This window comes from Streptomyces sp. MNU89 (assembly GCF_020982505.1).
Taxonomy (GTDB): Bacteria; Actinomycetota; Actinomycetes; order Streptomycetales; family Streptomycetaceae; genus Streptomyces; species Streptomyces xinghaiensis.
In genome coordinates this window covers 334,794-354,048 of the sequence record NZ_JAJKLL010000001.1, presented here as the reverse complement: position 1 = coordinate 354,048, position 19,255 = coordinate 334,794, and the positions used below count along the sequence as shown (strand labels likewise).

11 protein-coding genes and 1 pseudogene are annotated in these 19,255 nt (G+C 74.5%); 5 read left to right on the top strand and 7 right to left on the bottom strand.

Annotated features, from left to right (window positions below; genetic code table 11):
• Window positions 1–207 precede the first annotated feature (207 nt).
• Window positions 208–1,407, top strand: a complete 1,200-nt coding sequence (locus tag E4N63_RS01620) for a globin domain-containing protein (RefSeq protein ID WP_230239698.1) — start codon at window positions 208–210, stop codon at window positions 1,405–1,407.
• 170 nt (window positions 1,408–1,577) lie between these two features.
• Here E4N63_RS01620 and E4N63_RS01615 read toward each other — a convergent pair whose 3' ends face one another.
• The 5 genes and pseudogenes from E4N63_RS01615 to E4N63_RS01595 form a co-directional block, all read right to left on the bottom strand.
• Entirely contained in the window at window positions 1,578–2,132 is a 555-nt protein-coding gene (locus E4N63_RS01615; RefSeq protein WP_230239697.1) for a vitamin K epoxide reductase family protein, read from the bottom strand.
• Between the two features lie 166 nt (window positions 2,133–2,298).
• A pseudogene (gene narI, locus E4N63_RS01610) lies at window positions 2,299–3,033 on the bottom strand (respiratory nitrate reductase subunit gamma); the annotation flags it as partial.
• Window positions 3,030–3,830, bottom strand: coding sequence for a nitrate reductase molybdenum cofactor assembly chaperone (narJ, locus tag E4N63_RS01605; RefSeq protein WP_374112660.1), 801 nt, complete (start codon window positions 3,828–3,830; stop codon window positions 3,030–3,032). The pseudogene narI and the gene narJ, both read right to left, overlap by 4 nt.
• The gene (narH, locus tag E4N63_RS01600) at window positions 3,827–5,380 is read right to left on the bottom strand and encodes a nitrate reductase subunit beta (RefSeq protein ID WP_125624575.1); all 1,554 of its coding nucleotides are present in this window, start codon (window positions 5,378–5,380) and stop codon (window positions 3,827–3,829) included. Before narH ends, narJ begins: the two co-directional genes overlap by 4 nt.
• A gap of 73 nt (window positions 5,381–5,453) precedes the next feature.
• Entirely contained in the window at window positions 5,454–9,149 is a 3,696-nt protein-coding gene (locus E4N63_RS01595) for a nitrate reductase subunit alpha (RefSeq protein ID WP_125624574.1), read from the bottom strand.
• A 212-nt stretch (window positions 9,150–9,361) separates the two neighbouring features.
• Here E4N63_RS01595 and E4N63_RS01590 point away from each other — a divergent pair, with 212 nt between their 5' ends.
• The gene (locus tag E4N63_RS01590; RefSeq protein ID WP_230239696.1) at window positions 9,362–10,654 is read left to right on the top strand and encodes a TIGR04053 family radical SAM/SPASM domain-containing protein; all 1,293 of its coding nucleotides are present in this window, start codon (window positions 9,362–9,364) and stop codon (window positions 10,652–10,654) included.
• Window positions 10,655–10,908: 254 nt separating this feature from the next.
• Here E4N63_RS01590 and E4N63_RS30880 read toward each other — a convergent pair whose 3' ends face one another.
• On the bottom strand, window positions 10,909–15,048 hold the full coding sequence (locus tag E4N63_RS30880) for a multicopper oxidase domain-containing protein (RefSeq protein WP_230239695.1): 4,140 nt from the start codon (window positions 15,046–15,048) through the stop codon (window positions 10,909–10,911).
• Window positions 15,045–15,800: a metalloregulator ArsR/SmtB family transcription factor gene (locus tag E4N63_RS01580; RefSeq protein ID WP_125624572.1), complete on the bottom strand. Its 756-nt coding sequence runs from the start codon at window positions 15,798–15,800 to the stop codon at window positions 15,045–15,047. The genes E4N63_RS30880 and E4N63_RS01580 overlap by 4 nt, the downstream gene beginning before the upstream one ends.
• Before the next feature lie 68 nt (window positions 15,801–15,868).
• On the opposite strand from E4N63_RS01580, the gene E4N63_RS01575 reads away from it, so the two are divergent.
• The 3 genes from E4N63_RS01575 (at window position 15,869) to E4N63_RS01565 (ending at window position 19,093) form a co-directional block, all read left to right on the top strand.
• Window positions 15,869–16,654, top strand: a complete 786-nt coding sequence (locus E4N63_RS01575; protein WP_125624571.1) for a DUF2249 domain-containing protein — start codon at window positions 15,869–15,871, stop codon at window positions 16,652–16,654.
• 621 nt (window positions 16,655–17,275) lie between these two features.
• Window positions 17,276–18,514, top strand: coding sequence for an MFS transporter (locus tag E4N63_RS01570; protein ID WP_125625421.1), 1,239 nt, complete (start codon window positions 17,276–17,278; stop codon window positions 18,512–18,514).
• Between the two features lie 75 nt (window positions 18,515–18,589).
• Window positions 18,590–19,093 carry a hemerythrin domain-containing protein gene (locus E4N63_RS01565; protein ID WP_230239694.1) on the top strand — a complete coding sequence of 168 codons (504 nt, stop codon included), beginning with the start codon at window positions 18,590–18,592 and terminating at the stop codon, window positions 19,091–19,093.
• The last annotated feature ends 162 nt before the right edge of the window (window positions 19,094–19,255 follow it).

The window sequence follows — 19,255 nt, the reverse complement described above, 5'->3', positions numbered from 1 at the left end:
CCGGACGGCGACCCCCTTGGGTGCCGTCCGGCCCTGGTGTGCCCGGGGGTGCCCGGGACCTTGGGCCCGGGTGTGCGGGCCCTCCGTCCCCAGATGTCCCGCAGAGGTCCCATCACCCCCCTGACCTCGTATTTCGGCTGCTATACACGGATGAGCCGCCCGAACGGGAGGCCGGAAATCCCTTCCCCTCACCCCCTGGGAGCTGCCGTGCTGTCCGCCGAGTCCGCCGAGCTCGTCCGCACCACCCTGCCCGCCGTCGGCGGGGCGCTGGACCAGATCACCACCCGCTTCTACGGCACGATGTTCTCCGAGCGCCCCGACCTCCTCGACGGGCTGTTCAACCGGGGCAACCAGGCCAGCGGTGTCCAGCGGCAGGCGCTGGCCGGTTCCATCGCGTCCTTCGCGACCTGGCTCCTGGAGAACCCGGACAGCCGGCCGGACGCCCTGCTGGACCGGATCGCCCACAAGCACGTCTCCGTCGGCATCACCGACGACCAGTACGTGATCGTCCACAAGTACCTCTTCGGCGCGATCGCCCACGTCCTCGGGGACGCCGTGACGCCCGAGGTGGCCGCCGCCTGGGACGAGGTCTACTGGCTGATGGCCGGCGCCCTCATCGCCCAGGAGGCGCGGCTCTACCAGGCCGCGGGCGTCCGGCCCGGGCAGAACTGGCGGACGTGGCGGGTCACCGACCGCCGCGAGGAGACCGCCGACACGGTGTCCTTCGTGCTCCGCCCGGCCGACGGGGGCCCCGCTCCCGAGGCCCGCGCCGGGCAGTACGTGAGCGTCAGCAAGGTCATGCCCGACGGCGTGCGGCAGCTCCGGCAGTACACCCTCTCCTCCGCCCCGGGCGAGGACGAGCGGCGCATCACCGTGAAGCGGGTCGACGGCGAGGGCGTCCCCGGCGGCGAGATGTCGAACCTGCTCCACGCCACCGTCCGCGTCGGCGACGAGCTGGAGCTCTCCCCGCCGTTCGGCGACATCGTCCTGGAGGACTCCGACCGGCCGCTGGTCCTGGCCTCCGCGGGCGTCGGCGTGACCCCCATGGCGGCCATGCTGGCGCACGTCGCCTCCACCACGCCCGAGCGGGAGGTGCTCGTCCTGCACGCCGACCGCTCGCCCGCCGACCACGCCCTGCGCGGCGAGACCCTGGAGCTGGCCGCGAAGCTGCCCGCGACCCGCGCCCTCTTCTGGTACGAGAACGGTGCCGAGGAGTCCGGCGACCGCACCGGCCTGATGGACCTCTCCGGGGTGGAGGTCCCCGCCGACGCCCAGGCGTACCTGTGCGGCCCGCTGGAATTCATGCGCGGCACCCGGACGGACCTCCTGCGGGCGGGCGTCCCCGCCCGTGACGTCAAGTACGAGGTCTTCGGCCCGGACCTGTGGCTGGCGGACGCCACCGCCTGACCGGCTCCGCCCGGGGGCGTTCCCCTCCCCGGACGCGCACCGGCGAACACCGGCGCCCCGTCCCCCGCGATCAGGCGGTGGGCGGGGCGCAGCCGTGTGGGCCGCCGGTCCGGGGCACGCGGGCGCCGGCCGCCCACGGGAAGCGCCCGTGGACGGCCGGCCGGCGCGGCTCAGACGAGGCTCGTCCAGTACGACCAGAAGCGGGTCAGGATGAGCACGGCGATCACCGCGTACCAGCCGAAGAGCAGCAGCCAGCGCACGTCAAGCACCGCCTCGGCCGCCTTCCGGCGGCGCTCCGGCACCGGGAGCACCCCGTTGCGCAGGCCGTCCGTCAGCAGTGTCCAGAAGAGGGCGATGGTGACCACCCAGATCAGCATGCAGTACGGGCACAGCTCGCCGAGGACGTAGAGCGACTGGTGGATCAGCCAGTGCGCGAAGACCACCCCGAGCAGGGCCCCGCCGCCGAGGAGCAGCCACAGCCACCGGCGGAACCGCGCCCCGGCCAGCAGGGCCAGGCCGAGCGCGCCCACGACGGCGAAGACGCCCAGGCCCCACAGCATGTTGGGGACGCCGCCGAAGGCCTCCGACTGCCAGGTCCGCGCGATGTCACCGCAGCCGATGACGGGGCTGATGTCGCAGGCCGGCGCGTAGTCCGGGTCCTCCAGCAGCGCCCAGGAGTCCCGGGCCAGGCCGAACGAGGCGAGCCACCCGAGGGCGCCCGCCACGGTGATGACGACGGCCGTGAGACGGCCCGCGCCGATGCCGTCCCCCTCGGGGCGGGCATCGGCGCGGGCGGCCGGTGGCGGGCTCCGGGGCGGAGTCCGCGGTGGGGAGGGCCGGGCGCTCATCGCCGGGCCCCTGCCGCTCCCGGGAGTTCCCCGCCGGGGTCCCGCGCCGGCCGGCCGGCGCCACCGGAGCGCGGTGCCGGTACACCAGGTACGGCCGGGACAGGTACGCGACGGGCGCGCTCCACACGTGCACCAGCCGGGTGAACGGCCAGACGGCGAAGAGCAGCAGCGCCGACAGGGCGTGCAGCTGGAACAGCAGCGGCGCCCCGGTCATCGCCTCCGGCAGCGGCTGCAGAGTGAACAGCCCGCGGAACCAGGGCGAGATGGTGGTGCGGTAGTCGTAGCCGCCGCCGAAGACGTTGTGCGCGCCCGTCGCCGCGATGCCCAGCAGCACCGTCGCGGCGAGCACCGGGAAGAGCACCTTGTCGGACCGGTCGGTGGTGGTGCGGACCCGGTGGGAGAGCAGCCGGCGGGCGCTGAGCATCCCCAGCCCGGCCACCATGGCGATCCCGGCGACCGTGCCCAGCCACACGGCCGTCACGTGGTACATGTGCTCGGTGATCCCGACCGCCTCGGTCCAGGAGGCCGGGATCAGCAGACCGACGGCATGACCGCCGATCACGGCGAAGGCGCCCAGGTGGAACAGCGGGCCGCCCCAGCGCAGCCAGCGGTGCTCCAGCAGTTGCGTGGTGCGGCTGGTCCAGCCGAACTGGTCCCTGCGGTAGCGCCAGACGTGGCCCACCAGGCAGACGGCGAGCGCGGCGTAGGGGAGGGCCACCCACAGCAGGAGGTCACCTGCCGTGGTGGCAGCGGCGAGTTGGCCGCCGGCAACGGTCATCGGAGGTTCTCCCTGGTGGTCGGGTCGGCGGAGGGAACGGCGGCCGGGCCGGGAGCGGGCACCCGGGTGGGCGGCTCCGGCGCCGGGGGAACGAAGGTGCCGGGCGGCGCGAACACGCCGCCGTCGAACGGATCCAGGCCCACGTCCTCCGCGGGCGGACCGGCCGCGGCCAGCTCGGCCACGGCCCGCAGATCCGCGTCGGTCGCCGGCGGCAGCAGCGCCAGCAGCGCGGCCAGGACGTGCTCGTACGGGGAGTCCGCCGCGCCCAGGGAGCGGCGGATCAGCTCCAGGCCGCGCCGGTGCCGCCGCAGCGGCGCCTCACCGGCGGCCGTGCCGGTCAGGGCGGCGTACTCCAGGACCACCGGCAGGTGGTCGGGGAGTTCCCCGCTGCCGCTCTCCCAGCCGGTGGCGCGGTAGCACTGGGCGAGCGTCAGCAGTGCCATGCCGCGCCGCCGGGTGTCGCCGTGCAGGTAGTAGGTGAGGTAGAGGCTGCTCTTGCGCCGCAGGTCGAACACCTCGACGTAGTGGCGCCGCAGGTCGTCCGGGCCGGTGGCCGTGAACCAGCCGGCGAACTCCGCCAGCTCGGCGGCCGCCGGGGAGTCCGGCAGCGCCCGTACGGAGCTGTCGAGCACGGCCCGGGCGGCGGCCAGTTCGTCGTCCGGGTACTGCAGCAGGAGCGAGCAGAGGCGGAGCAGCAGACAGCGGGTCTCCCGCTCCTCCGGGGTGAGATCCGCGGGCCGCCGGGCGGCGGGGCGGATCCGGGTGCGGACCGCTTGCAGCGGGTTCAGGGGACTCACGACACTCCTCCCGCCAGTCCGCCGGTCTCCGGGGCGGCGTCCCGGCGCCGGATCCTGGGCAGGCCCAGCATCACCTTGCCGCTCGCGGCCGGCTCGTCGCCGGAGCTCTCCACCGGGCAGCGGTTCTCCATCGCGCTGAGCGCGGCGGCGTCCTCCTTGTGCGCCGCGGGGATGACGTAGCGGTCCTCGTACTTGGCGATCGCCAGCAGCCGGTGCAGGTCCTCCGCCTCGACGGAGTCGAGCCCCACCGCCGCCAGGGCGGCCTCCTCGCCGTTCTCGCCGAGGTTGACGGCGCGCATGTGGCTGCGGAGCGCGGTCAGCTTCATCAGCACCCCGGCGACCACATCGGTGTCACCCGCGCTGAACAGGTTCGCCAGGTACTCCAGCGGGATCCGCAGCCGGGTCACGGCGGCGAACACGTGATCGGGGTCGTCGGCGTTGCCGCCCGCCTCGCCCACCGCGTCGAGCACGGGGGAGAGCGGCGGCACGTACCAGACCATCGGCAGCGTGCGGTACTCCGGGTGGAGCGGCAGCGCCACCTTGAACCGGGAGATCAGCGCGTACACGGGGGAGCGGCGGGCCGCCTCCAGCCAGTCCTCGGCGATGCCGTCGCGGCGGGCCGCCGCGATCACCTCCGGGTCGGACGGGTCGAGGAAGACGTTGCGCTGCGCGTCCAGCAGGTCGTGCTCGTCCTGGACGGCCGCGGCCTCGCCGACCCGGTCGGCGTCGTAGAGGACCAGGCCGAGGTAGCGCAGCCGGCCCACGCAGGTCTCGGAGCACACGGTCGGCTGGCCCGCCTCGATGCGCGGGAAGCAGAAGGTGCACTTCTCCGCCTTGCCGGTGGCGTGGTTGACGTAGACCTTCTTGTACGGGCAGGCCGTGACGCACATCCGCCAGCCGCGGCAGCGGTCCTGGTCCACCAGGACGATGCCGTCCTCCTCCCGCTTGTACATCGCGCCCGACGGGCAGGCGGAGACACAGGCCGGGTTGAGGCAGTGCTCGCACAGCCGGGGGAGGTGGAACATGAAGGTCTGCTCGAACTCGAACTTCACCTTCTCGGCGAGCGAGCCGCGGAGGTTCGGGTCGGCCCCGGCGGTCTCCCCGGCGCCGCCGAGCCCGTCCTCCCAGTTGGGGCCCCAGGTGATCGCGGTGGGCTCGCCGGTCAGCACGGAGCGCGGGCGGGCCACCGGCACATGGGTGCCCACGGGGGCGTCGACCAGGGTGTCGTACTCGTAGGTGACCGGCTCGTAGTAGTCGTCGATCGACGGCAGGTCGGGGTTGGAGAAGAGCGACAGCAGCCGCTTCACCCGGCCGCCGGACCGCAGCACCAGCCGGCCGCGGCGGTCCAGCATCCAGCCGCCCTTCCAGTGCTCCTGGTCCTCGTAGCCGCGCGGGTAGCCCACACCGGGTTTCGTCTCGACGTTGTTGAACCAGGCGTACTCGACCCCGGGCCGGTTGGACCAGGTCTGCTTGCAGGTCACCGAACAGGTGTGGCAACCAATGCACTTGTCGAGGTTCATCACCATGGCGACCTGTGCCATGACTCTCATCGTGCTGCTCCGCTCTGGGCGCCGGGGGTCCGGGCGTCCGCGATCCGTGGGGCGGGGGTCCGTGCGCCGGCCATCAGTAGTCGACCTGCTGGGCACGGCGGCGGATCACGGTGACCTCGTCGCGCTGGTTGCCGGTCGGGCCGTAGTAGTTGAAGGCGTAGGTGAACTGGGCGTAGCCGCCGATCAGATGGGACGGCTTGAGCAGCAGCCGGGTCAGCGCGTTGTGGGTGCCGCCGCGCTTGCCGCTGACCTCGGTCCTCGGCACGTTCACCGTGCGGTCCTGGGCGTGGTACATGTACACCGTTCCCTCGGGCATCCGGTGGCTGACCACGGCCCGGGCGGCGACGACGCCGTTGCGGTTGTACGCCTCCACCCACTCGTTGTCGCGGACGCCTGTGCGCTCGGCGTCGGCGGAGCTCATCCAGATCACCGGGCCGCCGCGGGAGAGCGCCAGCATGTACGCGTTGTCCTGGTACTCCGAGTGGATCGACCACTTCGAGTGCGGGGTCAGATAGCGGACCGTGACCTCCGCCCGGCCGTCCTCGCCGAGGTGCTCGTCGCCGTAGTGGCGGCGGGCGTCCAGCGGCGGGCGGAACACCGGGAGCTGCTCGCCCAGTTCGGCCATCCAGTCGTGGTCGACGAAGAAGTGCTGCCGGCCGGTGAGGGTGTGCCAGGGCTTGCGCTGCTCGACGTTGATGGTGAACGGCGAGTAGCGCCGCCCCCCGGTCTCGCTGCCGGACCACTCGTACGAGGTCATCACCGCGCGCGGCTGGCTGCGGGTGTCGGCGAAGGTGATCCGCTCGCCCTCCCGCTCCGCCGAGAGATGCGCCAGCTCCGTGCCCGTCCGCTCCTCCAGGGCGCGGAAGCCCTCGGTGGCCAGGCGGCCGTTGGTGGTGCCGGAGAGGGCGAGGATCGCCTCGCACATGTGGGAGGCGGTGGCCAGCGACGGCCGGCCGTCGGCCGCGCCGCCGCGCACGGTGCCGTTGCGCCGCCGCAGTTCACCGATCTCGCGGTTGGGATGGACGGTGACGCCCTTGGTGGTGGTGCCCAGGGTGTCCAGCAGCGGGCCGACGGCCCGCATCCGGTCCGCCACGGCCCCGTAGTCGCGCTCGACCGTCACCAGCTTGGGCATGGTGCGCCCCGGCACCGGCTCGCACGCGCCGGTCTTCCAGTCCCGCACGATGCCGCCGGGCTGCGCCAGCTCGTCCGGGGTGTCGTGGGTGAGCGGCACCGCGAGGACGTCGGTGCGGGTCCCCAGGTGGTCCTTCGCCAGTTCGCTGAACCGGTCGGCGATGGCCAGGAACGTGTCGTAGTCGGTCTTGGCCTGCCAGGGCGGGGAGATGGCCGGGGTGAAGGCGTGGACGAAGGGGTGCATGTCCGTGCTGGACAGGTCGTCCTTCTCGTACCAGGTCGCCGCCGGCAGCACGACGTCCGAGAAGAGGCCGGTGGAGGTCAGCCGGAAGTCCACCGAGACCATCAGGTCGAGCTTGCCCTCCGGGGCCTCCTCGTGCCACGTCACCTCCTTCGGGCGGCCGTCGGGCGGGGTCTCCGCAGAGCGCACCGCGGAGTCCGCGCCCAGCAGGTGGCGGAGGAAGTACTCGTTGCCCTTGCCGGAGGAGCCCAGCAGGTTGGCCCGCCAGACGGTGAGGACGCGCGGGAAGTTGGCCGGGTCGTCCGGGTCCTCCGCCGCGAACTTCAGCTCGCCGGACTTCAGCTGGTCCACCACGTGGGCGGGGACGTCGCGGCCGGCGGCCTTCGCCTCGTCGGCGAGGTCGAGCGGGTTGCGGTCGAACGCCGGATGGCCCGGGGTCCAGCCCATCCGCACCGCCTGGGCGAGGCAGTCGGCGAACGCCCGGCCGGTGAAGCGGCCCTCACCGAGCGGCGAGGAGAGCTCCTCGGGGCCGAACGCCTCGTACCGCCACTGGTCGGTGTTCATGTACCAGTAGGAGGTGCCGGCCATGTGCCGGGTCGGCCGCTGCCAGTCGAAGGCGAACGCCAGGTGCTGCAGCCCGGTGACGGGGCGCACCTTCTCCTGGCCGACGTAGTGCGCCCAGCCGCCGCCGTTGACGCCCTGGCAGCCGGTCATCGTGGTGAGCGCCAGGAACGCCCGGTAGATGGTGTCGGAGTGGAACCAGTGGTTGGTCCCCGCGCCCATGGCGATCATCGAGCGGCCCTCGGTGCGCTCCGCGTTGCGGGCGAACTCCCGCGCGATGCGCGCGGCCTGCACGGCCGGCACCGAGGTGACCGTCTCCTGCCAGGCGGGGGTGTACGGCTCGGAGGCGTCCTCGTAACCGGTGGGCCAGCGGCCGGGCAGGCCCTCGCGGCTCACGCCGTACTGGGCGAGCATCAGGTCGAAGACGGTCGTCACCAGCCGGCCGCCGACCCGGCGCACCGGGACCCCGCGGACCATCGAGGAGCCTCCCTCGGTCGCGCCCTCGTCGAAGCGGGGGAGGGTCACCTCCACCCGGTCCTCGGCGCGCTCCTGCAGGGTGAGCGCGGGCACCGTGTCGCCCAGCTCCAGGTTCCACTTGCCCTTGCCCTGCTCGCCCCAGCGGAAGCCGAGCGAGCCGCCGGGGACCACGGGCTCGCCGGTGGTCTCGTCCAGCAGCACGGTCTTGAACTCGGGGTGCTCCCCGCCCTCGCCCAGGTCGGCGGCGGTCAGGAAGCGGTCCGGCACCAGGGAGCCGCCGTGCTCCCGAAGGGTGATCAGGAACGGGGCGTCGGTGTAACGGCGCAGATAGTCGCGGAAGTACGGCACCTCGCGGTCGACGAGGAACTCCTTGAGGACCACATGCCCCATCGCCATGGCCAGGGCGCCGTCGGTGCCCGGGTGCGGGGCCAGCCACTCGTCGGCGTGCTTGACGTTGTCGGCGTAGTCGGGGGCGACCGCCACCACCTTGGTGCCCCGGTAGCGGACCTCGGTGAGGAAGTGCGCGTCGGGGGTGCGGGTGACGGGGATGTTGGAGCCCCACATCACGAGATAGCCGGCGTTCCACCAGTCGGCCGCCTCCGGTACGTCCGTCTGGTCGCCGAAGGACTGCGGGGACGCGATCGGCAGGTCGGCGTACCAGTCGTAGAAGGAGAGCAGCGTGCCGCCGATCAGCGACAGGAAGCGGGTGCCCGCGGCGAAGGACGCCATGGACATCGCGGGGATCGGGGAGAAGCCGGCGGTGCGGTCCGGACCGTAGGCCTTGACGGTGTGCACATGGGCGGCGGCGATCAGCTCCGCCACCTCGTCCCAGTCGGCGCGGACGAGCCCGCCCTTGCCGCGCGCCCGCTTGTACGCCCGCGCCTTGGCCGGGTCCCCGGTGATCTCCGCCCAGGCGGCCACCGGGTCGCCCAGCCGCTTCCGGGCCTCCCGCCACATCGTCAGCAGCGTGCCGCGCACATACGGGTAGCGGACCCGGCTGGGGGAGTAGGTGTACCAGGAGAACGAGGCGCCGCGCGGGCAGCCCCGCGGCTCGTACTCGGGGCAGTCGGCACCGATCGACGGGTAGTCGGTGGCCTGGTGCTCCCAGGTGATCAGCCCCTCCTTGACGTAGACCATCCAGGAGCAGGAGCCGGTGCAGTTGACCCCGTGGGTGGAGCGGACCACCTTGTCGTGCGCCCAGCGGCCCCGGTAGAAGTCCTCCCACCGGGGGTCGTTCTCGCCGTACACCGCCCGCCCGTCCGCGGACACCTCACCGCGCGTCAGCAGTCGCCGTGCGGACAGGGGCCAGTTGCGGCCGGGGGCATCTCCGCCGGGATCTGCGGTTCTCTCGTTCGCCATGCGCCAGAAACTAGATCGCGGACAAGTGCCCCCAGCAGGGCCCGATGGTCCCCCGGGAACGTCCGGTAGGTCCTCCGGCACGGGCCCGGCCGGGGCTGATGGGACCGCGCGGAGAGGACCAAGGTCCCGGCCGCCGGCCCCCGGACGGCCGCTGCCGCGGGAGGCGGGCGGTGAGCATGCTGGGCCGGATGCCTTCCAGGAGGGACCGAACCATGACCGATCACGGACCGGCCGGCGGCAGCGTGCCCGGCGCCGCAGCGGCCGGCGGGGCGGGTGCGGCCGTCGCGCCCGCACCCGGCCGCGCCCCGTCGCACGGACCCCGCGCGCTCCGCAGACAGCACCAGAACGTCGCCGAGCGGCCGTTCATCGTGATCTGGGAATCCACCCGGGCCTGCCCGCTGGCCTGCCTGCACTGCCGGGCCGAGGCCGTCACCCGGCGCAACCCCGGCGAACTGGACACCGAGGCCGCCGAGGAACTGCTGCGCCAGGTGGCCGCGTTCGGCCGCCCGGCGCCGCTCTTCGTCATCACCGGCGGCGATCCCTTCCAGCGGCCCGACCTGCGGCACCTCGTCGCGTACGGCACCTCGCTCGGCGTGCCGACGGCCGTCTCGCCCTCCGGCACCCCGACCCTGACACCGGAGAACCTGACCGCCCTGCGCGAGGCGGGCTGCGCCGGCCTCTCGCTCAGCCTGGACGGCTCCACCGCCGAACTGCACGACGGCTTCCGCGGCGTGCCCGGAGTCTTCCGCTGGACCCTGGACGCCTGGGACACCGCCCGGAGCCTCGGGATGAAGGTCCAGGTCAACACCACCGTCAACCGCGGCAATCTGCTCGACCTCCCCGACGTCGTGGCCCTTGTGCGGGAGCACGGGGCGATGCTGTGGAGCGCCTTCTTCCTGGTGCCCACCGGGCGCGGCCGGCTGCTGCAGGCCCTGACCCCGGAGGAGGCCGAGGACGTCCTCAACTTCGTGTACGACGTGGGACTGACGGTGCCCGCCAAGACCACGGAGGCGCACCACTTCCGGCGGGTGGTGCTCCAGCGCCGGGTCCTGGAGCGCCGGGAGGCCGACCACGTGGCCGTGCTCGGACTCGGCCCGCTGTACGAGAAGCTGCGGGACCGCTCCCGGGAACTGGGGCTGCACACCGCCGTCCGCAACGCCCGCCGCCCGCCGCTGGACGTCAACGCCGGGCGCGGCTTCGTCTTCGTCTCGCACCTGGGGACCGTGCACCCCAGCGGCTTCCTGCCGCTGGGCGCGGGCAGCGTGCGGGAGCGCGACCTGGCCACGATCTACCGGGAGTCCGATCTCTTCACCGGTCTGCGCGACCCGGACCGGCTGGGCGGCCGCTGCGGCGCCTGTGAGTTCCGCCGGGTCTGCGGCGGCTCGCGCTCGCGCGCCTACGGGGTCACCGGCGACCCGTACGCGGAGGAGCCGTGGTGCGGCTACCGGCCGGGCTCCTTCCCGTACCAGGAGGACCTGGCGGAGCTCCTGGCCCCGGCCGGCTGAGACGCAGCGGCCCACGGGCCGGGCCGGGACGGGACGGGGGCGACGGGGCGGTGCGCGCGGAGACGGCGCGTACCGCCCGTCCGCATGACGCAGCACGAACGAACGAACGCACCACGCACCACGCACCACGCACGACGCATGACGCATGACGCACGACGCCTGAACGCAGTACGCATGAGCGTGACGCGACGAGCCGGGGCGGTACGGACCTCCGCGAGTCCGCACCGCCCCGGCCCGTGTCCCGGCTCTCCGGGTCAGCGCCGGACCTCGAACACCCCCTTCGCGCCCCGCTCCGCGTCGGTCATCCGGTGCGAGACGAACGGATAGGTGCCGGCCTCGGGGAAGGCCAGTTCGACGAAGCCGCCCGAGGCGGGGGCGAGTCCGAGAACCTGGGCGCCGCCCTTCCCCGGGTCGTCGGGCCGCAGGCGGTAACTCCCCTCCTCGTACAGGGTGTCGAACTGGCCGCCGACCACGTGGAAGGCGGTGTCCCGGTTCGGCCCGGCCGCCAGCACCCAGACCCGCACCCGCTCGCCGACGCGCGCGGTCAGCGGGTCGTGCGCGTACTGGTTGGCATAGCCGTTGAAGACGACCGCGTCCGGCTTCTCCGCCGCGATCTTGCCCATGTCGGCGGTTCCTCCCCGCGCCCCGAGGTAGGACTCGGACTGCACGAGCAGGTATTCGCGGTCGACCTCCGGCAGATCCGGCGGATCGACGACCACCGCGCCGAACATGCCGTTGGCGATGTGCGCGGACATCGGCATCGTCGAGCAGTGGTACATCCACACCCCGCTGCGCTCGGCGGTGAACCGGTAGGTCAGCGACTCGCCCGGCTGGATGGTGCGCATCGGCCGGTCCGGGGCCAGCGCCCCGGCGTGAAAGTCGATCGAGTGCCCGATCGAACCGTCGTTGACGAGTGTGATCTCGAAGGTGTCGCCGACCCGTCCGCGCAGGACGGGACCGGGCGCGGTGCCCCCGAAGGTCCACAGCGTCTGCCGCACGCCCGGGGCCACCTCGCGTTCCGTCTCCTGCACGGTGAGGGTGCGCCGGTGGGTGCGGGGTTCCGTTCCGCCGGCGGCGGGCGGGAGCACGGCGTCGCGGGCCTCGAACCCCTCGGCGGGCTCCGCCATCGCGTCGAAGTCCTCCGCCGCACCGCCCGCCGACGTGTCCTCACCGCCCCCGGTGTGCCCGGTGTGGCCGGAGCCCGCCGGGTCCCCGGAATCCTTCCCGCCGGCGGCGGTGCCGTCGCCGTCCGTGCCGCCGCCGGTGACGTTCACGGCGAAGACCATGCCCATCTGCCGGTGCCCCACCACCGAGCACCAGCCCTCCAGATCACGGCCGATGACGCCCGCGTCGAGCGTCTCCCGGTCCCCGGGCGCCAGCCGCCCGGTGCGCTTGCCGGACTCCAGTACCAGGTCGTGCTGGTCGGTGCCGGTGTTGCGGAACTCCACCACCAGCCGGTCCCCGGCGGGGACGTCCACGTCCGCGGGGGTGAACCGCATGTTCCTCACCGTCACCTCGACGGTGGTGGTCTCGCCCGTCGGCGTGACCTCGCCGCCGTCCTCGGTCGCCGCCGCGGAGGTGGCGAGGACCGGCAGCGAACGGGTGTCCAGGGCCGCGCCGCCCGCCACGGCCAGCACCACGACGGCCAGTCCGGCCGCCACCCCGCCGAGCAGCCGGTGCCGGTCCGGGCCGGCGGGGGGTCCGGGGAGCGGCGCGGCAACGGGCGCGGGTCCGTCCGGAGCCGGGGAGCGGCGGGCCTTCCGGCTCCGCAGCACCGTGCGGACGAGCAGCACGAGGAAGTGCACCAGCACCCACAGCAGCACCATCGAACAGACGACCCGGACGGTCGAGGGCACCGGCAGCACGCACAGCAGCAGCGACACATTGCCCGCGGTCAGCCGGGCCGCCCAGGCGCCCTCCAGACCGGCGGTGGCCGCCCGTACGGCGGCGGGCCCGCCGCCGAGGACCACCGGCACGAGGAAGCTGAGCGCGCCCAGCAGCACCTGCGCGATCCACCCGGCGGCGAGCGGGGCGGTCAGCGCGGGCGTGCGCTCCGCGACGGCGGCCCACGACGGAGCGGTGACCAGGACGGCCGCCAGGGCGACCAGCGACCCGGCCAGCCAGACGCACCCGAGCGCCACCGACCAGGGGGCGAAGGCACGCGGCGGTTTCCCCCGGGCCTCGCGCAGCCAGGGCGCGCCCGCGAGCACCAGCCCCGCCGCGTACAGCAGCACCCCGGCCGCGGCGGCCGGCGGCGGTCCGGCCAGCGCCGCGGCCGCCGCCAGGGCCGTTCCGGCCACCAGCGGGGGCAGGGCGCGCCGCGCGGCCCGCTCGGCCCCGTCGGCCACCCGGGTGCGCAGCATGGTCGGCCAGAGGGTGATCAGCGTTCCGGCGATGGTCAGGCCGACCCAGCCGAGCAGATTGACGAACTCGTGGGCCACCAGCATCCGCGCCGCGAGTTCGTCCGGGTGGCCGCCGCGCGCCATGAGAACGCCCAGGACGGCACCCGCGGGCAGCATCGACGAGGCGGCGACGTAGTAGCGCACCGTCATGGAGAACCGCGCGGGCAGCGCCCGCTTGAGCAGCCGCACCAGCCACACCGCGTGCGCCAGCACGGCGCCCCCGACCGCGCCGCCGCCCGCCAGGACCACCGGCCACATCCCGGTCACCATGCCGGTGACCACGGCGGCCGCTCCCGCGTTGAGGACCCCGAGCCGCCACGCCGCCGGGGCGCCCCGGTCGGCCTCGGGCAGCCGCAGCACCGACGCCGCGAAGTGGCCGGACCAGATGACGATCGCGTTGCTGACCGCGCCGAGCAGCAGCAGATGCACCAGCAGCCAGCGGGCCACCGGCACGAACGGGTGCACGAACACCCCGACGACGAACAGGCCGAGCCAGCCCGCCACGAGGGCGTTCACCCCCAGATGCCAGGAGGCGCGGGCGGAGGGCCGCGCCGGGGCGGCGGGCGGCCGTCCGGGCGACGGGGCAGAGGAGAGCAGAGTCACCGCGGGACCTCCGGGTGCTCGGTGCCGGGCCCGCGGCCCGGTGAGCTGGGTGCGGGATCCGGTGCGCCCGGGACGGGATCCGGTGTGCCGGGAGCGGGGCGGGCGCGCCCGGAGCCGGCCGCCGTGCCGCCGGCCCGCTCCGGTGCCGCGCCGGGGAACGGGGCCGCCCCGGAACGGGACCTCTCGGAGCGGGACCCCTCGGAACCGGAGTCCCCGAACCGGGGCCCCGGCGCGGCGGTTGCCCGTCCCGGACTCCGCCCGTCCCGCCCGTCCCGCCCGTGCTCCCGGTCCCGCGCGTCCCGCGCGGACCGAGAGTGTCGCGGCCGAGACGACGAAGAGCAGCACGGCGGCGATGTTCAGCGCCCCGCCGAGCCGCCAGGCCGCCTCGGTCTCCCGCAGGTCCCCGACCAGGACGCGCAGGGCCAGCGAGAGATGGAGCAGCCAGGCCGGCCCCGCCAGCACCCGGTGGTACGGCAGGGGGCGGCGCAGCACGGCGGGAAGGATCACCGGCGCGTGCGCCATGATCATCGACAGGACGAAGCCCAGGAAGACGGCGTGCACCACGGCGTCGTACCGCGGCCCCTCCGCCACCGGACCGCCCAGCAGCCACAGCGCCCCGGCCAGCGCGAGCCAGGCGTAGCCGGCCAGCAGGCAGGCGGCCGAGAAGCGCGGCAGGCCCGTCGAGCGCAGCATCCGGCGGGCCACGTCGTACACGGTGAGCCAGCCGACCAGCGCGAGCAGCGCCGCGCCGAGCAGCGCGGTGCCGGCCGCCGGCCACAGCAGGGTGACGACGGCCCCGGCGAGCACGGCACCCGCCGCGGCCAGGAACGTGTTCTCCGTACGCGGCGCGAGCAGGGCCACCCGGGCCAGTTCCAGCCGCTCACCGGCGATGGTCAGCACGAGGAAGGCGGCGAGCCAGGGCAGCAGCCGGGGAACGTCGAGCCCGCCCAGCCACAGCAGCGCCGCTCCGAGCGCGGCCACCGCGCCCGCCCCCTGCGCCGGCAGCGCGGCGCCGGGCAGGCGCCGCCAGAAGCGGGTGTACAGGACGAGCAGCAGCGCCGTACCGGCCACCAGCAGCAGCCGTCCGGCGCGGATGTCCACGGGCGTGGCGAGCAGCAGACCGCCCGCGCCGAGGCAGGCCGGTGAGAGATACGCCCAGCGTTCGCCCAGGGCGACGGCCCGCTCCAGGGCGACCAGCGTTCCGGCGAATCCGAGGACCAGCAGCATGCCGTGCACCTCGGGCAGCCGTTCGACGGTGAGCGGCGCGGGCAGCTCCAGCAGCATCAGGGCGGCGTTCAGCCCGAGCAGCAGCGCCAGCCCGGCGGGCAGCAGCAGGAAGGCCCGCCGCGCCCCGGCGTTCCGGGCCTCCGCACGCCCCGGGCCGCTCACCGGGTTTCCTCGCCGTCCGCCGGGCCGGGGGCTCCCTCGCGTCCGGCCGGCTCGTCCGCTCCGTCAGCTGCCGCGGGCGGGACGCCCAGCCGCAGCCGGCAGGCGTCGGGTTCCGCGAAGGGCAGCAACTCCACCTGGTCCGGATCGCCGCCCAGCGCCGCCATGCCGCCCCTGGCCAGCCCGGCGTGGACCGAGCAGATCACGCCCGGGTGCTCGCGGACGGCCTCGATGAACGGGCAGCGCGGCAGCCGCGCCCCGTGGCCGTCCTCGTCCGGTTCCGGCGCGAAACCGATCTCGCCCAGCAGGTTCAGCACCCGCCCGCGCGCGTCCTCCGTCGACCGGGCGGGCTCCGCGCCGGAGAGCAGGGCGCGGCCCCACTCCTCACCGGCCGCGAGGGCGTCCGCCCGCGGATCGGCGCTGGAACGGGCGATCTGCCCGGCCAGCACGGTGGCCAGCCCGGCGTACTCGCGTACGGCGGACTGCTGCGGCGGCCGGGCGCGGTACTGCCACGCGGGACGGCCGCGGCCGACGGCCGGGGCGCGCTCGCGCACCACCAGCCCGGCGCCGACCAGCGCGTCGAGGTGCTCACGGACGGTGTTGGTGTGCAGGCCGCAGAGCCGGGACAGCGCCGTGACGGTGACGGAACCGGCCTGGCCGCGCAGCTGCTGGAGCACGGCACCGCGCCGGCGCGACAGGGGCGGCCGGCCGTCCGATCCGCCACCCGGCTGGGGACCCTTATTTTTCACGGACATGTCCGGAGTATATTGCAGGCACCGGACCCGGCCGGAACCGGCCGGCCGCCAACGCTGGAGGAAGCGCCATGAACACCGTCACCCTCGCCTCGGACCCCGAGGACGCCGCCGCCGTGGAGGCCGTCGAGGCACACCACACCCACCTGGCCGGTGAGCTGGCCGGACGGGTCTCCGTCCTCCTCGACACCGCCGCCCGCAACCCGGCCGGCGCGGAGGCCGCCCGGGCGAGCCTGGCCGCCTTCTGCGAACGCGAACTCCTCCCGCACGCCGCAGCGGAGGAGGAGGCCCTCTACCCGGCCGCCCACGGAACCAAGGAGGCCCGGCTGCTCGTCGACGGCATGCTCGCCGAGCACCGCCGGCTCGCCGGGCTCGTCGCCGCCGTCCGCTCCGCGCCCACCGCGGTCCACGCGGCCGCCGAGGGCCGGGCCCTCCAAGTCCTCTTCGAGGAGCACCTGGAGAAGGAGAACAACCTGGTCCTGCCGCTGATCGCGGGGTCCACCGAGGTCTCGCTGGCGGAACTGCTCGCGGGGATGCACGAGCTGCTCGGGGGCCACGAGCACGGCGAGGACGGTGAGGAGGCGGGCGGCGGCTGCGGCGGCCACTGCACCTGCGGCGGGACCGAGGAGGAGGCCGACCCCGAACTCGACGTCCGCGAGGTCCCGCACGCGATCCGTCACGCCACCGTGTTCGGCGCGCTCGGGGCCGTCCCGGCCGGCCGGGCGATGGTGCTGGTCGCCCCGCACGACCCCAAGCCGCTGCTGGCCCAGATCGAGGACCGCAACCCGGGGGTCTTCTCGGTGGAGTACCTGGAGCGCGGACCGGAGGCCTGGCGCCTCCGCCTCAGCCACCACTGACACGCCTGGCCGGTGAAGCCGCCGGGGCCGCCGCCCGATGCCCCGGCGGCCCCGGCTCAACCGGCTCGACCGACCCCGCACAACGGGCCGCCACCGGCGGCCCGTTCGCATGGGGAGCCTGCCCGCACCCCGGCCCCGTTCCCGCTTGCGCGACGCGCCGTCACTTCCCCGGCGCTCCTCGGGGCCCTCACGTTCCCCGGCGCCCCATCCCTCCCCGGCGCCCCTCCGCGCACGCGTAACCGGCGCCGCCCTCCGCGTCGTCCACGGCCGCGGACACCTCGCGCGGCCCGGTCCCCGGACACGGGCCCGTTGCCCGGCCCGCCCGGTGCGATGCCGCCGACACTCGCCCTCCCGGAACATGCCCCGGGCCGCCCGTTCTCCCACAGGACCCCACGTCATCGGGGAAACCGGAGACCACACGGCCCCCGCGACGGTCCCAATGGTCCCTTACCGGTTTTCGGAAGAGTGAAGATCCTGGACCGCACGGGGATGACTCCCGCGGCCGGAGGGCACCCATACGGAACCCACCGCGGCCCCGGAGCTTCCCCGTCCTTCTCCTTTCGAACGACAGCCGGGGACACGATGACCACTGACAGCCACACGAGGGATGCGGACACCCCTATGGACGACGCCTCGCGAGCGGCCACCGCAGCACCCCCGCCGTCCGGCACCGGAGCCTCGCCCGGGCCGCGCGGGCTGATGCTGACCCTGGCCACCCTCGGATTCGCCCTCAACTTCTGGGCGTGGGCCCTGCTCAGCCCGCTGGGGCCGCGCTTCCAGGAGATCCTGGACCTCTCCTCGTTCGAGCAGTCCCTGCTCGTCGCGGTCCCGGTGATCGTCGGCTCGGTCGGCCGTATCCCGGTGGGCGCCCTCACCGACCGCTACGGCGGCCGGGTCATGTTCCCCCTGGTCTCCGCCGCGACCATCGTCCCCGTCCTCTACCTGGGGCTGGCCGGGCACACCACCTTCGCCGGTCTGCTGATCGGCGGCTTCTTCCTCGGCATCGGCGGAACGGCCTTCGCCGTCGGCGTCCCCTTCGTCAACTCCTGGTTTCCGCCCGAGCGCCGCGGTCTGGCCGTCGGCGTCTTCGGCGCCGGCATGGGCGGCACCGCGATCAGCGCGCTGACCACGGTCAACCTGGTCAAGGAGTACGGGACCGCCGCGCCCTTCGTCATCACGGCCGTCGCCCTGGCCGTCTACGCCGCCGTCGCCTTCCTCGTGCTGCGGGACGTCCCGGGCCGTACGGTGTCCGGCGGCTCCATGCTGAGCCGGCTGGCGGTCACCGCGCGGCTGGTCGCGACGTGGCAGGCGTCCGGTCTGTACGCGCTCGCCTTCGGCGGCTACGTCGCCTTCTCGGTCTATCTGCCGGTCTACCTCAGGACCGCCTACGGACTGGAGCCCGCCGACGCCGCCAACCGGATGGCCGGATTCGTGCTGCTGGCCGTGCTGATGCGCCCCGTGGGCGGCTGGCTCTCGGACCGCCTCGGTCCGGTGCGCGTGCTGGCCGGCGCCCTGGGCGTGGTGGCCACGGGAGCCGTAGTCCAGTCCTTCACCCCGGAGCTGATGCCGATCGGCACCCTCGCCTTCCTGGCGATGGCCGCGGCCCTGGGCATCGGCAGCGGCGCGGTGTTCGCCCTGGTGGCCCTGATCACCCCGCCCGAGCGGGTCGGATCGGTCACCGGCGTGGTCGGCGCGGCCGGCGGTCTGGGCGGCTTCGTGCCGCCGCTCGTGATGGGCGCCGTCTACGGGGCCACGGGAAGTTACGCCATCGGTCTGGTGCTGCTCGCAGTGGTGTCCGCGGCGGCTCTGCTCTACACCGTCACCAAGGTCCGGGCCGAGATCTCCGGCCACGGCGCCTGACCGCGCCGGCACGGAAACACCACCCCCGGTACCCCCGCCCCCACGGCACACCGGCACACCGAAGGAGCCGACCCCATGTGCGAGTACTGCGGCTGCCAGTCGCTGACGTCCATCGACGAGCTGACCCGCGAGCACGACCTCGTCGTCACCATGATCGCCGAGGTGCGGGAGGCCCGCCGCGACGGCGACCCGCGCCGCATGGCCGCCACCGCCCGGCGCATCGCCGGTGTCCTCGGCCCGCACACCGAGGTCGAGGAGCACGGCCTGTTCCCCGCGCTCACCGCGGACTTCCCGGACCAGATCGCCGCGCTGGAGGACGAGCACCGCCGCCTCGAGGCCGTCCTCGCCGAGGCCGGCGACCCGGACGCCGCGGAGGGCCCGGACGGCCCCGGCGCCCCGGTCCCCGCCGACCCGTCCTGGCCACAGCGCCTCGAAGAGGCCCTGGCCGTCCTGCGCGACCACATCCTCAAGGAACAGGACGGCGTCTTCCCCGCCGCCCTGGCCCTGCTGGGGACCGAGGAGTGGGAAGCGGTCGAGGCGGTGCGCGGCCGGGTGGGCACCCGGCTCCCGGCCACCTGACCCCACACCCCCGGGCAGCGGCCCATTCCCCTCCGTGTTCACCAGCGCTGATGGCGTCAGGAGGCCGGTGGACACGCGGACGGGGATCTTGCGTCATGGCGTGATGTGTCGTTGGGTGGCGGCGGAGCTCGCAGTTCCGAACCGCCGTACGACGCACGGGTA

What these genes read in the sequence shown, in the direction of transcription:
- narH (WP_125624575.1), bottom strand. Translation starts at nt 5,380, where the DNA reads ATGAGAGTCATGGCACAGGTCGCCATGGTGATGAACCTCGACAAGTGC.
- E4N63_RS01595 (WP_125624574.1), bottom strand. Translation starts at nt 9,149, where the DNA reads ATGGCGAACGAGAGAACCGCAGATCCCGGCGGAGATGCCCCCGGCCGC.
- E4N63_RS01590 (WP_230239696.1), top strand. Translation starts at nt 9,362, where the DNA reads ATGACCGATCACGGACCGGCCGGCGGCAGCGTGCCCGGCGCCGCAGCG.
- E4N63_RS01580 (WP_125624572.1), bottom strand. Translation starts at nt 15,800, where the DNA reads ATGTCCGTGAAAAATAAGGGTCCCCAGCCGGGTGGCGGATCGGACGGC.
- E4N63_RS01575 (WP_125624571.1), top strand. Translation starts at nt 15,869, where the DNA reads ATGAACACCGTCACCCTCGCCTCGGACCCCGAGGACGCCGCCGCCGTG.
- E4N63_RS01570 (WP_125625421.1), top strand. Translation starts at nt 17,276, where the DNA reads ATGGACGACGCCTCGCGAGCGGCCACCGCAGCACCCCCGCCGTCCGGC.
- E4N63_RS01565 (WP_230239694.1), top strand. Translation starts at nt 18,590, where the DNA reads ATGTGCGAGTACTGCGGCTGCCAGTCGCTGACGTCCATCGACGAGCTG.